Raw genomic sequence first — 15,502 nt, 5'->3', positions numbered from 1 at the left:
ATATTAATTTAATTATGATATAGTTTTAAAAAAGAAGGAACTAATATGGATATATTTTTAAAAACAACTAGTGCCTTAAATGATGAAACAAGAGTAAAACTACTTAAATTTATAAATATAAATGGTAAATGTTGTGTTTGTGATTTGGAAAATTCATTTGATATGATTCAATCAAGACTTTCAAGACATTTAAAAATCTTAAAAGAAGCAGGATTTTTAAATGTTCAAAGGGAAGGAAGATGGGCTTATTATAGTGTTCGTTTTCCCCTTGATGAGTTTAGAAACTCTTGTATAAAAGAGATTAATACTTTACAAATAGAATTACCAGTTTTAAAAAAAGCTTGTGAAACAAAGGAAAACAATTGAAAGAGACACTTTTTGTATATGGAACTTTAATGCCAAACTGTCCAAATGGTCATGTTCTGGAAAATATCGTAGGAAAATTTGTACCAGCAACTGTAAGAGGTTATCTAAAAGATGCAGGTTGGAGTGCTAGTATGGGATATCCTGGGATTAAGCTAGACACTAATGGGGATACAGTTCATGGATTTTTATTTTATTCAGATAATTTAATAAACCATTGGGAAAAATTAGATGAGTTTGAGGGCTTAGAGTTTGAACGTAAAGAAGTAACAGTTGAAAGATATGATGAAATTGATATTGATACTTTTATTTATGAATTAAAAGCTACAAATGATGAAATAAAAGAGTCAGACCTATGATACTTGCAAGTTCTATTTTTATAATCACACTTATATTTGTGATATGGCAACCAAAAAATCTACAAATTGGAACGACAGCTGTTGTTGGAGCAATCGTAGCTTTAGTTCTAGGAGTTGTTAGCTTTACTGATGTATTAACTGTTACAAACATAGTTTGGGATGCAACACTCGCTTTTATAGGAATTATAATTTTATCTATGGTTTTAGATGAGATTGGTTTTTTTGAGTGGGCAGCTTTAAAAATGGCGAAATTTTCAAATGGAGATGGACTTAAAATGTTTATCTATTCTATTTTACTTGGAGCTTTTGTTTCAGCTTTATTCGCAAATGATGGAGCGGCACTTATTTTAACTCCTATTTTACTTGCTAAAATGAGAATATTACAATTGAATATAAAAACAATAGTTGCATTTTTATTAGCAGGTGGATTTATAAGCGATAGTGCTTCTTTGCCTTTTGTATTTTCAAACCTTACAAATATAGTTACAGCTAATTATTTTAGTATTGGATTTGTAGAATATTTTTTAAATATGATTATTCCTTTTATTGTAAGTGTTGTAGTTTCAATACTTTTTTTATGGTTACTTTTACGAAAAGATATTCCAAAAACAGTTGATATATCTTTATTAAAAGATCCAAAAAGTGTAATAAAAAATATGAAACTATTTTATTTTTCGTGGGTATTTTTAGCTATTTTATTAGCTGGTTACTTTATTGGTGATGCTTATGATTTACCAATTTCTATTTTTGCTTTAGGTGGAGGAATTATATTTTTAATTATTGCAACAATGTCAAAAACAGTAGAGCCAATTCGTATAATTAAAGAGGCTCCATGGCAAGTTGTTTGGTTTAGTATTGGACTTTATATAGTTGTTTATGGACTTAAAAATGCAGGACTTACGGATTATCTAACAATAGTTTTAAAAGATTTAAGTTTAAGAGGTGATACTATTGCGGTTGTTGGAACTGGATTTATAGCAGCTTTTTTAAGTGCTATTATGAACAATATGCCAACAATTATGATTATGGATATAGCAATGCATGATATAGGAAATCAAGCAATGATTTATGCAAATATAGTTGGATGTAATCTTGGACCAAAAATGACACCATTTGGTAGCCTTGCTACGCTATTATGGCTTCATGTTTTGGCAAAAAAAGGTGTGAAAATATCTTTTGCTCAATACAGTAAATTTGGTTTAATTATCACACCACCCGTACTATTATTAGTACTTTTAGCAATTTAAAAATTTAATAGGAGAAAATAGTTGAAAACTAAGGTTTTATTTATATGTAGTCACAACACGACAAGAAGCCAAATGGCTCAAGCTTTATTATCAAAATATGGTGGAGAGGATTTTGAGGTTTTAAGTGCAGGTGTAAATGCAGGGGTTTTAAACCCAATGGCTGTTGAAGTAATACTTGAATCTGAAAATATGGATATATCATCATATACTACAAATAGTGTAATAGAATATTTTAAACAAGGATTACATTTTCATTATGTAATAACTGTTTGTGACGAAGCGAAAAAAGAGGCTTGTCCAATTTTTCCTGGTCTTGATGGAGTTTTACATTGGAATATTTCAAGTCCAGCATGTGATGGGAATTATGAAGAGAAAAAAGCAAAAGTTATCCAGTCAAAAGATGAGTTAAAAGTAAATGTTTTACAGTTTGCAGAGCTTGTAAAAGAACAACATATAAAATCTGGATTTCCAGAATCATGGCATGTAAATCAATAAAAAAAGGAATATTTTATGAAAAAAGTTTTAATTTTATGTACAGGAAATTCTTGTAGAAGTATTATTGCAGAAGCATTAATTAATGCAAAATTAGATGGAATCAGTGCTGATAGTAGTGGAGTAAAAGCAAGTGGAAGAGTAAATCCAAATGCTCAAAAATTACTTGAAGAAAAAGGAATTTGGAAAAGTGAATATCATTCAAAAACTATTGATAAAGTAATAGATAATGCTTATGATTTAGTAGTAACTGTGTGTGACCATGCAAATGAAACTTGTCCTATGTTTCCAAAAGCAGTGAAAGTTATTCACGTAGGATTTGAAGATCCAGATGGAAAAGGTTTTGAAGCATTTGAAGATACTTATAAAGAGATTGAAGAAGTATTACTTCCAAAAGTAGCAAATGCGGTTTTATCATTGGATGATGATAAAAACTTTCTGTGAAAAGTTATCGAGGCTTTAGCTTAATGAAAATTTTAAAAATTTATGACCCTGCTATGTGTTGTCCTACAGGTGTTTGTGGAACAAGTGTAGATACAAAACTAGTGCAATTAGCTAACTTTATAAATAGTTTAGATAAAACTAAATTTAAAGTAAAAAGATTTGGCTTAAGTACAGAGCCAAGTGAATATGTATCAAATAAGGAAGTAGCAAGATTACTAAATGAAAAGGGTGTTGAAGTTTTACCTTTAATATTTTTGGATGAGGAACTTTTATTTGAAGGTGACTATCCAAGTGTTCCAAGCCTTAGTTCAAAAATGGGTTTAGGCTCTTTTGTAGCAAAATTTTAATATGAAAAATTTAATAGAAAAAATACCACAATTCCTCTTTTTTACAGGAAAAGGAGGAGTTGGTAAAACTTCCATGTCTTGTGCTATTTCTCTTGCTCTTGCAAAAGAAGGTAAAAAAGTATTACTTATTTCAACTGATCCGGCTTCAAATTTGGATGAAGTTTTAGAAACTAAACTAAAAAGTATACCAACGAAAATAAATGGTGTTGAAAATCTTGAAGCAATGAATATAAATCCAGTAGTTGCAGCACATGAATACAAAGAGAAAATGGTAGCTCCATTTAGAGGAGTTTTACCACAAAGTGCCATTGAGCAAATGGAAGAGCAACTAAGCGGTGCTTGTACGGTTGAAATTGCAGGATTTAATGAATTTTCAAAATATGTTGGTGATATTGATATTTCAAAGAATTATGAGCATATTATTTTAGATACTGCACCAACAGGGCATACTCTAAGACTTCTAAAACTTCCAAGTGCTTGGAATAGTTTTATAGAAGATAATAGTACTGGAAGTTCATGTTTGGGTGCAGTTTCAGGTTTAAGTCATAATAAAAAACTTTATGAAAATGTGGTGGAAAATCTAAAAAATGCAGATAAAACCTTATTGATTTTAGTTTCAAGGGCTGAAGAATTGTCATTAATAGAAGCCTCAAAAGCTTCACATGAGTTAGCAAATCAAGGAATAAAAAATCAACATTTAATTATAAATGGAGTTTTTAGAGCAAATGATGAAGATGAAATTGCAAAAAGTTTTGAAAAAAAATCAAAAAAAGCTTTAGAAAATCTTGATGAAATAATATCAAATCTAGCAAAAACAACTATTGGTTTTTATCCAAATGGTGCAGTTGGGCTTGAAGCTTTAAATAATATAATAGATAATATCACTCCAAAAGAGTATTCAGATGTAAAAGAACAATTGCAAAACTCTTTAAAAACTATTTTAGAAGATATATATTCTTGGGATAGTTTAATAGAAGATTTTGAAAATGATAAAAATGGTTTGATTATGACTATGGGAAAAGGTGGAGTTGGGAAAACTACAATTGCTTCAAATATTGCTTTAGAATTAGCAAAAAGAGGGCATAAAATTGTACTTTCTACTACAGATCCAGCCTCACATTTAGAGTATGTTTCTAAAACAAATGAAAATCTTACAATTGAAAAAATTGATCCAAAAATTGAGACACAAAAACATGTAGATGAAGTAATTGCTCTAAATGAAGGAAAAATTTCAAATGAAGATATGGCTCTTTTAAAAGAGGAGTTAAGTGCTCCATGTATTGAAGAAATAGCTGTATTTAAAGCTTTTGCAAAAACTGTATCTAAAGCAAAGAATAGTTTTGTAGTCCTTGATACCGCACCAACAGGTCATACTTTACTTTTACTTGATGCATCACAAGCTTATCATAAAGAAGTTTTAAAAAATAAGAATGATGCTTTAGAAGAGGATTTAATTGAACTTTTACCTAGAATAAAAGATGAAAAATATACTAAGATTTTATTAGTTACTCTACCAGAAGCCACACCAACACATGAAGCAAAAGATTTGCAAGAAGATTTAAAAAGAGCGGGAATAAAACCTTACGCTTGGGTAATTAATAGAAGTTTTGCTCTAACAAATAGTTCAAATAATTTACTTTGTCAAAAAGCATTAAATGAGATCAAATATATTAAAGAGATAAAAGAGAGTTTAAGCTTTAAGACTTTGATTAAAGCCTGGGATAAAAATTAAACATATTAATAAAAGTCCTAAATTTAGGACTTTTATCTTACTTTTTTAGAAAGCTCTTTTAAAAAATTTATTTGAAAATCTTTTTTTATAGCATTTGCTTGATTAAGTTCGATTTTCTCCATAGCTTCCTCATATGATGTACCTTTTGATATTAAATAAGAAGCTATTAAAGTCCCGGTTCTTCCTTTCCCACCTTGGCAATGAATAGCAACTGGATTATTTTTTTGAATTTGCTCATCAACAAACTCTACTAATTTTTCTACTTGTTCAAAAGTAGGTGCTTTGTCATCTGGAACTGGAAGCCATAAACTTTCAAAACCATTTGTATTATAATCTTCTATATTGCTATTATCTTCAAGCAAACAAACAATTGATTTAATTTTTTTATCAGAAAGATTTTGTAAATCTTTTTTTTCTGGAGCAGGCATACCATACAATTTATTAGGTAGTACATTCCAAAGTTTTGAGATGTGTAAATTATTATGCATTTTTTTCCTTTGTTAATATTAATATAATAATAGCAAAATTAAATTAATATATCAACATATCTTGATATTTTGTTTTAATTCTGTTATACTTTTATTAATTTAATTTAAGGAGGTCAAGATGTTTGATTGGCTTGTAAATTTAAGCGCAATATTTGTATTTAATATTTTAGGATTTGAAAAAGGAACACACTTAGGTGATGCCTTAGAGTTTTTTATATTTGATACAATAAAAATATTTATACTTTTAATTACTATTATTTATTTGGTTACACTATTAAGAAGTTATTTCCCAATAGAAAAAGCAAGGGATTATATAAGTGGTAAGAATAAAATTGTAGGACATTTTCTAGCAGCAATTTTTGGGGTAATAACTCCTTTTTGTTCATGTAGTGCGATACCTTTATTTTTAGGATTTTTACAAGCTAGAATTCCACTTGGAGTTACATTTTCATATTTGATCTCAGCACCTCTTAGTGATGCTGTTGTTATTGCTATGCTGTTTTCACTTTTTGGTTGGAAAATAGCATTATTATATGTTTGTCTAGGACTTTTGATTGCTATAATTGCAGGATTAGTAATAGGTTCTATGAATCTTGAAAAAGAAGTTTTAATTGAAGTTAAAGCAATAAATAATTGTTGTGGCCCCAATGAAGAGAACAAAATTTCATTTAATCAAAGACTAAAAGAATCGTGGGAATATACAAGTGATATATTCAAAAAAATCTATTTATATGTGATAATTGGTGTTGGTATTGGAGCTTTTATTCATGGATATGTTCCAACAGATTTTATTAGCTCATATGCAGGTGGTTCGGTTTGGTATGCTCCTATAGTTGCGGTTATTATGGGAATACCTATGTATTCAAATGCAGCTGGAATTTTACCCCTTGTGGAAGTTTTAACACAAAAAGGTATGTTACTTGGAACGGCACTTTCTTTTATGATGGCAGTTGTTGCATTGAGTTTACCTGAAGCTATGATTTTAAAAAGAGTTTTAAGTGTGAAATTAATAGGAATATTCTTTGGTATTGTTGGATTTGCTATACTTCTAACTGGATATTTATTTAATATGATTTTAGGATAATAAATTGATATTTGAAATCTTCATATATATAGCAGCAGCTTTTTTTGAAATATTAGGTTGTTATAGTTTTTGGATGTTTTTTAAACTCCAACATAATAGTTTATGGCTTTTTGTTGGAATAATATCACTGGCAATTTTTGCATATTTATTAACAAAAGTTAATTTAGAATTTGCAGGTCGTGCATATGCAATTTATGGTGGAATTTATATAGTTTCCTCACTGTTTTGGTTATATTTCGTAGAAAAACAAAGCTTTAATAAATGGGATATAATAGGTTCAGCAGTTTGTATTTTAGGTGCAAGCATTATTTTAATTGGAAATCAAAAATAGGAGAAAAAATGAAAATAGAGATTTTAGGAACAGGATGTTCAAAATGTAAAACTTTAGAAGAAAACGCAAAAAAAGCAATTGCACAAATTGGTGGTTTTCATGAAGTTAAAAAAGTAGAAGATATAGTTGAAATTATGAATTATGGTGTTATGAGTACACCAGCACTGGTAGTTGATGGAAAAGTAAAAAGTAGTGGAAAAACATTAACTTCAAATGAAATTATAGAGTTACTAAAATAGCAAATCAATGAGTTTTAATAACTCATTGATCCAGCATTTAAAAGTCCAATACAAATTGATAAAAATGCCATTAAAATTCCAACAGGAATTACACCCTCAGATATCTTTGTTTTAAAAGAATATTTACCATTTAGTCTAGTTACAATAAATGCAAAAATTAGTTGAATAATAATCGCAACTCCTCCCCAAATAGCAAAATCAATATATGATATAGAGTTAGTTAAAGCACTATACATAGGAATAGCAACACCAATAATAGCTCCACCAAAACCTAATGCAGCAGCAGTGTTATTTTCCTCAAAAATCAATTTATAATCGTCATAAGGTGTAACAATTGCGTATAAATAAAGAAATACAATTACAAGTGCAAGTGCAGTTAAGAAGAAGCTAATAAAGCCAATAAATAATTCAATTTCCATTTCAATCCTTTTTTTTCTTGCATTTTATCTAAAACTTGCTATATGAATTATTATGATAAAATATTTTATAAAATATAGGAGTATATTAATGCCAATTTGTCCACTTTGTAATAGTAATTCAAAAGCTTTTTACAAAGAAGAATTTTATGAATGTTCAAAGTGTAAAGGAATATTTAGGCCTGCTGAAAAACTTCTTGATAATGAAAAAGAGAAACAACGATATGAAAGTCATACTAATGATTCGGATGATTTAGGTTATCAAAACTTTGTTTTACCAATCACATCAAGTGTTTTAAAAGAGTATAAAAAAGATGATTTAGGACTTGATTTTGGTTGTGGGAAAGACTCTCCTATTGTAAAAGTTCTAAGACAAAAGGAGTATCAAATATTTGAATATGACCCATATTTTTTTGATGATAAAAAACTTTTAGAGGAAAAATATGATTATATAGCTTGTTGTGAAGTAATTGAACATTTTTATAATCCAAAAAAAGAGTTTGAATTACTTAAAAAACTTCTAAAAGAAGAGGGAGTTTTATATTTAATGACTGGAGTTTATAACTCTAATATCGATTTTTCTAAGTGGTGGTATAAAAATGATTTAACCCATGTTTTTATCTTTCAAGAAGAAACCTTTGAGTGGATAAAAAAAGAGTTTGCTTTTAAAGATATGAAGATTGAAAAGAATTTTATTAGATTATCTAGATAAAAAAGATTGACTCTTCTTTATCTATAAAACAAAATAGGTTTTTTTGATTGTGCAATTATTTCACTTGTAAAACTTCCAAAAATAAACTCTTTTATTCTTGAATGTCCAAATGCTCCCATTGCCAAGATATCGCAATCATTTTCATACATATAAGTTAATATTTCAGTTTTAGCATCACCGCTTAAAACTGATGTTTTTATATCAATTTCACTTTTTGCATATATTTTTTTTGCTTCATCTAGAATTTTTTCTGAAAATAATTTATCGTCATTTATATTTACGATATCTCTAGTCACATCCTTAAAAATAGGGTTTCTTACAGCAGTTGTTAAAATCTTTTTAGATTCTTCTGAACCATTATAAGCAATTAGAATTTTTTTAGGAGTTATAAACTCACTATTTACAAGTAATATTGGTTTATTTAATTCTCTTATTATATCTTTTACATTTTCACCTATTTTATTTTTATCATGGCTTTTAATTCCAATTATTAAAATAAATATTTCATCTTGTAATTCTAAAATATTATCAAGAATATCTCCATGTGCTTGCATAAGAATAACATCTTGTTCGGCTGTAATCAAAGCTTTTTCTTTTAATGCAAGTAAAAGATCTTTTCCTTCTTTTATTGTTTGCTTACTTTTAATTGATTCTTCATTTGTTAATTTTTCTAAAATATCATCTTTTTCACCAAGTTTGATATTACCTGATAAATCTAAAATATCAGATTTTGAAGAGTGTTCAATAACATTTAAAATTTTTAATGGAAGCTTCATATTATTTGAAATCATAACTGCATAATCACAAGCACTTTGTGAATAATTTTTCCCATCGACACAACATAATACACAACTCATTTTAATGTCCTCCCATTACTTTTTCAATCTCTTCTGGTTTATCATGAATTCCAAATCTATCAATAATAGTTTTACTAGCTTCACTTTGACCTATAACTTCCACATCGGCACCTTCTCGTCTTAATTTAATAACAGCTTTATCCAGGGCATAAACAGCTGAAATATCCCAAAAGTGTGCACGACTAATATCGATAATAACTTTATCTAAAACTTCTTTAAAATTAATTGTTTCATAAAACTTATCTGCACTATTAAAAAATACTTGTCCAACAAATTGATAAGTTTTAGAAGTTTTATCTTCATTATATGAAATATTACAATACATAAAGTGTGAAATTTTATTTGCAAAAAACAGTGAAGCAAATAAAACTCCTGTTATTACTCCAAGAGCTAAATTATGAGTATAAACTGTAACTATTACCGTTGAAAGCATTACAATATTAGTTGAAAGAGGAAGTGTTTTTAATCTTTTTATTGAACCCCAATCAAATGTTCCAATTGAAACCATAATCATAACAGCAACCAACGCAGCCATTGGAATAATAGAGATAATATCACTTAAAAATACAACCATTATTAAAAGAAAGAATCCAGCAATGAAAGTAGAAAGGCGTCCCCTTCCTCCTGATTTTACATTGATGATTGATTGTCCAATCATTGCACAACCAGCCATTCCTCCTAGAAATCCTGAAGCAATATTTGCAATACCTTGACCTCTAGCTTCTTTTGTTTTATCACCTTTTGTATCTGTTAATTCATCAACAATAGTTGTTGTCATAAAAGATTCTAATAAACCAACAACTGCTAAAGCAATTGAGTATGGAAATATTATTTGTAATGTTTCAAAATTAAAAGGAATATCAGGCAATAAAAATATTGGTAAAGTATCAGGTAAAGCTCCCATATCACCAACATTTCTTACATCAACTCCTGTAAAATATACAAAGATTGTTAAAACAACAATAGTTACAAGTGGAGATGGAAGAATCTTCCCAATCTTTGGAACATAAGGAAATAGATATATGATTCCAAGACCCACAATAGTAAGAGCATATACATGCCATGTAACATTTGTAAGTTCAGGCAATTGTGCCATAAAAATCAAAATTGCTAAGGCATTAACAAATCCTACTACAACAGCCCTTGCTACAAAACTCATAAGTTTTGCAACTCCTATATATGCAAAAATTATTTGAATAACTCCTGTTAAAAGGGTAGCTGCTAGTAAATACTGAAGTCCATAATCTTTTACAAGTGTAACCATAACCAAAGCCATAGCTCCAGTTGCTGCACTTATCATTCCAGGTCGACCTCCCACAAAGGCAATAACAACAGCTATACAAAATGATGCATAAAGACCAACTTTAGGATCAACTCCTGCAATAATTGAAAATGCGATTGCTTCAGGTATAAGAGCAAGCGCTACCACTAAACCTGATAAAATGTCTCCACGAATATTGGAAAACCATTCTTTTTTTATGGTTTGATACATAAAAATCCTTATTTTTATAAAATTTTTGATTATTTAATTTGAAAGAGTTTCGATTATATCTAAAAAAACTTAGATTTTTATAAGGATAATTTACTCAACTTTCGCACATAGATTCCACTAAATTCATGAACTAAAGTTGATAAATAAAGCCCATAAGTAGGCACTTTTTAGTATAATTAAGTTACCACTAACATCATTATAAAGGTCTATCTTATGGAACTTGCAAATTATATAGAAACTGCTATGAAGAGCATATTAAAAAATCCAATTTACGAAGTGTTATCAGAAATAAAAATCACAAAAATACTGAAACAAAGTAATTTTGTTAAGAGAGAAGTTGGATATCCACCATTTCAAATAATTTTACACTTTCTTTATATGCTTGTTATGCAAAAAAGACAATCAACTTTTATAAAAAATAGTGATAAGGCTTATGGTAAAGATGTATATTATAGATTTATCAAAGAGAAACGTTATAACTGGCGTAAACTTTTATTGTTAAGTGCTACAGAACTTTTAAAAAAGATAAAGCCATTGCATAAAAATGGTGAGTATCGCTTACTAATTATCGATGATACAGTAGAACCAAAAAGAGGTAAATTTATTGAAGGTACTTGTAAATATATCTGGAGTAATAAAGAGCATAGAAGTATTAATGCACTAAATATCGTGTCTCTAAATTATGCAGATTCACACTCAACATTTCAATTAGATTTTTCTATAAAGATGAATGATAGTAAAAGAAAATCTACATCAGATTTCACAGCAAAATTGCATCATAGAAGTAACGCATATCAACGTAAGCGTGAAATTATTAAAGGTAAGAATACTCTAGCTCTTGAGATGTTAGAAAGAGCATTAGATAATGGAATTGATGCTGATTATCTACTTGTTGATAGCTGGTACGCTAAACCAAATTTTATAAAAGAAGCAAATACTTTAGGAATGCCTGTAATTGCAAGACTTCCAAATAATAAGCTCATTTGGAACTTCAAAGGTAAATATAAAACTCTAAATGCAATATATGATAGTTTAAAAAATATTCGTCACAAATATAGCGGTAAACATGGAAAGATATCTTATAAATATTTCGATTCAGTTTTAGAACTTGGTACCCTTGGTAAAGTTAAATTAGTATTTTTACACACTGGAAAAGATTTATTAGTTTTTATATCAACAGATATAAGTATTTCAGGTAAAGAGATTTTAGAAACTTATAAAAAGAGATGGAATATTGAGCAAGGTTATAAAGATCTAAGACTCTTGTTTGGCTTAGGAAAAGAAGAAAATCGTATCTATGAAGCACTTATTGGAAAAATCACTCTTTCAATGTTTACCTACAATATTGTAAGCTATATCAATCGCATAAAGCATGAGCCACAAACACTAAGATAACTTTTTAGAGATTTGGAGTGTGAACTTGAAACACTGGCAATTTCAATGCAACTTTTTATTCAAATACTTACAAAAATCTCTGAAATTCAAAACGTTGTCAAGGATAATAAAGATTTACTCAACATCATCGCAGTGATAAGTGCTTATACTCAAAAACAGTTAGGTTTTATGTGCGAAAGTTGAGTTATTTAGATTATTTTATATTGATTTTATAAACTTTTATGATATTATAATTAATTATAATATTTGAAATACATTGTATTGGAGTGTAAGGTATGCCCTCAAAAGATTTAGTTGTTGTTGGAATTGGCTCAAGTGCAGGCGGGCTTGAAGCTTTACAAGTTATGTTATCGAAACTCTCAGACAATCTTAATTGTTCCTATATAATTGCTCAACATTTAAGTCCTACTCATAGGTCTATGATGGTTGAATTATTAAGCAGAATTACAAATATCCCCGTTATTGAAGTACAAAATGGAATGGTAATTAAAGCAAAAACTATTTATATGACTCCTGAAAATACAGATATCTTTGTTTCAAATGGAAGAATTTATTTAAAATCTATTGAACACACTTATGGACCAAAACCTTCAGTTAACTATTTTTTCAACTCTTTAGCTCAAACTTATGGTTCTAAATCAATAGGTGTTATTTTAAGTGGAACGGGAAGTGATGGAGCTTTTGGTATTAGAGCTATAAAAGCATCAGGTGGAATAACAATTGCTCAATCTCCTCAAAGTGCTAAATATGACGGAATGCCAATATCTGCCATAAATACAGGAAAAGTTGATATGGTTGTTCCCATTGAAAATATTTCAAATGAGATAGCAAGGATTGTTGATAATCTTGGCAAAAATGTTGGCGATAGTATAAATAGTACAATTATTTCTCAAATTTATAGAATAATTTTCGAAGAAAAGGGAGTTGATTTTTCTCAATACAAAAAAAATACTCTAACAAGAAGAATTGAAAGAAGATTAGCAGCTTTAAAAATAGAGACTTTAAATGATTATGTTGATTATTTAAAAATGAATATTGATGAAGTAACAAATCTTTATAATGATATTTTAATTGGTGTTACAGAATTTTTTAGAGATGCTGAAGTTTTTGAAGAGATAAAAGAGCAAATTGCAATTTTATTAGAAAAAAAAGAGCAAGGAGAAGAGATAAGATTCTGGTCAATTGGTTGCTCAACAGGTGAAGAAGCTTATACTTTAGCCATAATTTTAAGTGAAGTTCTACAAGAAAAAATCACTAAATATAAGATTAAAATTTTTGCAACAGATATTGATGATGAATCATTAAAAATAGCTAGAGCTGGAATTTATGCAGAAACAAGTTTAACAAATGTAAATAAAAATCTTATTAGTAAATATTTTAATATCCATAAAAATCAATTTGAAATTAAAAAAAGTATTAGAGAATTGGTTGTATTTTCTAAACACAATATTATTAGTGATTCTCCATTTTTAAGAGCTGATTTAATCTCTTGTCGAAATATGCTTATCTATTTTAATAATACACTACAAAGTAGATTTTTCCCAATTGTTCATTATGCATTAAAAGATAATGGAATTTTACTTTTAGGAAAATCTGAAAGTATTTCAGAATATCATGATTTATTTGTAACTATAAATAAAAATCTGAAAATTTTCAAATCACAATATACAGGTTTAAAAGAGTTACCTAAGCTTTATAATTATAGTAGTGTAAATAAAAACTATGAAGAACCAAAAATAATATCTTTCAAAAATGAAGAAGAACTTTTAGAAGAAAAAATAGTTGAAGCTACTTCAAAATTTATTTTAAACCAATGTGTTTTAATAAATAGTTCAAATGATATTGTTTATATAAAAGGTGAAAACCCTTTTATTAGTCTTTCACAAGGAAGAGCAACTACAAATATTTTTAAATGTCTAAAAGAAGAGATTACTTTAGATGTAAGAAGTGTTTTAAATGAAGTTCAAAAAGATAAAAAATATAGAGCTACTCAGTTTAGGTCAGTTACACTTTTTGATACTTATTTAAAATATGTAAGAGTTATAATAGTTCCAATTAAAAATGAAAAAAATGATGATTGGTTTTATGCTTTATATTTTCAAAGTGAGGATATTCAAAACTTAAAAGGATATATCACTCAAAATGAAAATGATAATGAAACAATAGCAAGTTTAACAAATGAGCTTGAAAGAACAAAATCACATCTGCAAAATGTAATAGAAGAACTTGAAACATCTTATGAAGAGATGCAAAGCTTAAATGAAGAATTAAGTTCATCAAATGAGGAACTTCAAAGTTCAAATGAGGAGCTTGAAACAACAAATGAAGAGCTACAAAGCACAAATGAAGAACTTCAAACAGCTTATAGTGAACTAAAAGTTTTATATGATGATAAAGAGTATAGAACTAAACAACTTGAAGATATGACTTCAAAATTAAAATTTCAAACAGAAGATTTGAGAAAACAAAAAGAGTTAACAGAAGCTATTATAAACACTACACCAATTGCAATAATTATGACTGATACAACAGGAAAAATAAACTTTGCAAATACAAATGCTCAGAATCTTTTTAAACTTACAAAAAAAGAGATATTAAATAGATACATAGATGGGACTAGCTGGAATATTTTAGATATAAATGGTGAAAAATTATATAGTGAAAATATGATAGTAAATATGATAAAAAAGAGTTATGAGACTGTTAGAAATATGAAATATTCTATGGAAACAGGTGAAAAATATAGAATATTAGTCTCTATGAGTGGTTCACCTATTTTTGATATAAAAGGTGAATTTGTTGGAATTGTATTTAGTATAGAAGATATTACTCAAAAACAGTTGATGCAAGAGGAGATAAATAAATATAAACAAAATAATTCTATTGGAGAAAAAATAGAACAATCCTTTGAAAAAATCAGAGTTTCAGGTATTTTAAACTCTTCAATAGACCAATTTAATCTTCTTCAAATTGCTATGCTTGATATCTCAACAAATCTTAAAAATATGATTTCAGAAGCATCTCTTTTAGGATTAAACATTTCAAATAATGAAGATGTGAAAATAAATAAAGAATTAGGCTCTCAATTAAATAATCTTCTATTAGATATGAATACATTTATAAATGGAAATTTAGTTTATTATAATGATATGTATATTCATAGAAAACTTGATTTTGTTAAGTTATTGAAAAAAAGTATTAATCTTTTTGCTTATTCTTTTGAACAAGAAGATATAAAATTAGAAATATTAGTTTCTGAAGATATAACTCTTATGGTAAATTCAAAAGAGGCTGTTTTATTTATAATAAGATTTATTGAAGCCATCATATCAACAGAAGCAAAAAATATACAATTAACATTAATTGACAAAAAACTAATATTAAATATAAAACAAAAAAAGTACAATAAAAATAATATCAATATTTTTATAGAACATTATAATAGTAAAATATTAGAGGAATTATTTGATAGTCAAATAACAAAAATTGAAATAAAGAGTTAAT

18 protein-coding genes are annotated in these 15,502 nt (G+C 27.8%); 14 read left to right on the top strand and 4 right to left on the bottom strand.

What is annotated here, in order from left to right; translation table 11 throughout:
* The first annotated feature begins 45 nt into the window (after positions 1-45).
* Genes AACT_RS01725 through arsA form a run of 7 tightly spaced genes read left to right on the top strand, consistent with a single transcriptional unit; the run spans position 46 to position 4,984 of the window.
* Positions 46-366 (top strand): ArsR/SmtB family transcription factor, encoded by a 321-nt coding sequence (locus tag AACT_RS01725; RefSeq protein WP_172124381.1) that lies wholly within the window; start codon positions 46-48, stop codon positions 364-366.
* On the top strand, positions 363-722 hold the full coding sequence (locus tag AACT_RS01720) for a gamma-glutamylcyclotransferase family protein (RefSeq protein WP_172124379.1): 360 nt from the start codon (positions 363-365) through the stop codon (positions 720-722). Before AACT_RS01725 ends, AACT_RS01720 begins: the two co-directional genes overlap by 4 nt.
* Positions 719-1,969 carry an arsenic transporter gene (locus AACT_RS01715; protein ID WP_172124377.1) on the top strand — a complete coding sequence of 417 codons (1,251 nt, stop codon included), beginning with the start codon at positions 719-721 and terminating at the stop codon, positions 1,967-1,969. Before AACT_RS01720 ends, AACT_RS01715 begins: the two co-directional genes overlap by 4 nt.
* A 21-nt stretch (positions 1,970-1,990) precedes the next feature.
* Positions 1,991-2,464, top strand: coding sequence for an arsenate reductase ArsC (locus AACT_RS01710; protein ID WP_172124375.1), 474 nt, complete (start codon positions 1,991-1,993; stop codon positions 2,462-2,464).
* A 15-nt stretch (positions 2,465-2,479) separates the two neighbouring features.
* A complete protein-coding gene (locus tag AACT_RS01705; RefSeq protein WP_172124373.1) occupies positions 2,480-2,905 on the top strand; it encodes an arsenate reductase ArsC in 426 nt (141 codons plus the stop codon).
* Between the two features lie 23 nt (positions 2,906-2,928).
* Entirely contained in the window at positions 2,929-3,252 is a 324-nt protein-coding gene (gene arsD, locus AACT_RS01700) for an arsenite efflux transporter metallochaperone ArsD (protein ID WP_172124371.1), read from the top strand.
* A 1-nt stretch (position 3,253) separates the two neighbouring features.
* Positions 3,254-4,984 carry an arsenical pump-driving ATPase gene (gene arsA / locus AACT_RS01695; protein ID WP_172124369.1) on the top strand — a complete coding sequence of 577 codons (1,731 nt, stop codon included), beginning with the start codon at positions 3,254-3,256 and terminating at the stop codon, positions 4,982-4,984.
* A gap of 32 nt (positions 4,985-5,016) precedes the next feature.
* On the opposite strand, the gene AACT_RS01690 is transcribed toward arsA, so the two are convergent.
* Complete coding sequence (locus tag AACT_RS01690; protein WP_172124367.1) at positions 5,017-5,472, bottom strand: protein-tyrosine phosphatase family protein; 456 nt, start codon at positions 5,470-5,472, stop codon at positions 5,017-5,019.
* A gap of 118 nt (positions 5,473-5,590) precedes the next feature.
* On the opposite strand from AACT_RS01690, the gene AACT_RS01685 reads away from it, so the two are divergent.
* Genes AACT_RS01685 through AACT_RS01675 form a run of 3 tightly spaced genes read left to right on the top strand, consistent with a single transcriptional unit; the run spans position 5,591 to position 7,126 of the window.
* Positions 5,591-6,556: a permease gene (locus AACT_RS01685; protein WP_172124365.1), complete on the top strand. Its 966-nt coding sequence runs from the start codon at positions 5,591-5,593 to the stop codon at positions 6,554-6,556.
* Positions 6,557-6,560: 4 nt separating this feature from the next.
* Complete coding sequence (locus AACT_RS01680; RefSeq protein WP_216658211.1) at positions 6,561-6,887, top strand: YnfA family protein; 327 nt, start codon at positions 6,561-6,563, stop codon at positions 6,885-6,887.
* A gap of 8 nt (positions 6,888-6,895) precedes the next feature.
* Positions 6,896-7,126: a thioredoxin family protein gene (locus AACT_RS01675; protein WP_172124363.1), complete on the top strand. Its 231-nt coding sequence runs from the start codon at positions 6,896-6,898 to the stop codon at positions 7,124-7,126.
* A 14-nt stretch (positions 7,127-7,140) separates the two neighbouring features.
* On the opposite strand, the gene AACT_RS01670 is transcribed toward AACT_RS01675, so the two are convergent.
* Positions 7,141-7,545 carry a DUF350 domain-containing protein gene (locus AACT_RS01670; RefSeq protein ID WP_172124361.1) on the bottom strand — a complete coding sequence of 135 codons (405 nt, stop codon included), beginning with the start codon at positions 7,543-7,545 and terminating at the stop codon, positions 7,141-7,143.
* 88 nt (positions 7,546-7,633) lie between these two features.
* Here AACT_RS01670 and AACT_RS01665 point away from each other — a divergent pair, with 88 nt between their 5' ends.
* Positions 7,634-8,254, top strand: a complete 621-nt coding sequence (locus AACT_RS01665; protein WP_228720514.1) for a methyltransferase domain-containing protein — start codon at positions 7,634-7,636, stop codon at positions 8,252-8,254.
* 17 nt (positions 8,255-8,271) lie between these two features.
* Here the strand turns inward: AACT_RS01665 and AACT_RS01660 are convergent, their stop codons facing one another.
* A complete protein-coding gene (locus AACT_RS01660; RefSeq protein WP_172124357.1) occupies positions 8,272-9,111 on the bottom strand; it encodes a universal stress protein in 840 nt (279 codons plus the stop codon).
* 1 nt (position 9,112) lies between these two features.
* A complete protein-coding gene (locus tag AACT_RS01655) occupies positions 9,113-10,603 on the bottom strand; it encodes a SulP family inorganic anion transporter (protein ID WP_172124355.1) in 1,491 nt (496 codons plus the stop codon).
* 213 nt (positions 10,604-10,816) lie between these two features.
* Between AACT_RS01655 and AACT_RS01650 the strand changes: the two genes are divergently transcribed.
* The 3 genes from AACT_RS01650 (at position 10,817) to AACT_RS01640 (ending at position 15,501) form a co-directional block, all read left to right on the top strand.
* Entirely contained in the window at positions 10,817-11,998 is a 1,182-nt protein-coding gene (locus AACT_RS01650) for an IS4 family transposase (protein WP_172124353.1), read from the top strand.
* A 12-nt stretch (positions 11,999-12,010) separates the two neighbouring features.
* Positions 12,011-12,181: a hypothetical protein gene (locus AACT_RS01645; RefSeq protein ID WP_172124351.1), complete on the top strand. Its 171-nt coding sequence runs from the start codon at positions 12,011-12,013 to the stop codon at positions 12,179-12,181.
* 92 nt (positions 12,182-12,273) lie between these two features.
* Complete coding sequence (locus AACT_RS01640; RefSeq protein ID WP_172124349.1) at positions 12,274-15,501, top strand: chemotaxis protein CheB; 3,228 nt, start codon at positions 12,274-12,276, stop codon at positions 15,499-15,501.
* Position 15,502: the final 1 nt, after the last annotated feature.

The sequence above is a fragment of the Arcobacter acticola genome, assembly GCF_013177675.1.
GTDB classification, from domain to species: domain Bacteria; phylum Campylobacterota; class Campylobacteria; order Campylobacterales; family Arcobacteraceae; genus Aliarcobacter; species Aliarcobacter acticola.
The sequence above is the reverse complement of the archived record's forward strand: the minus strand, read 5'-3'. Positions and strand labels throughout refer to the sequence as shown.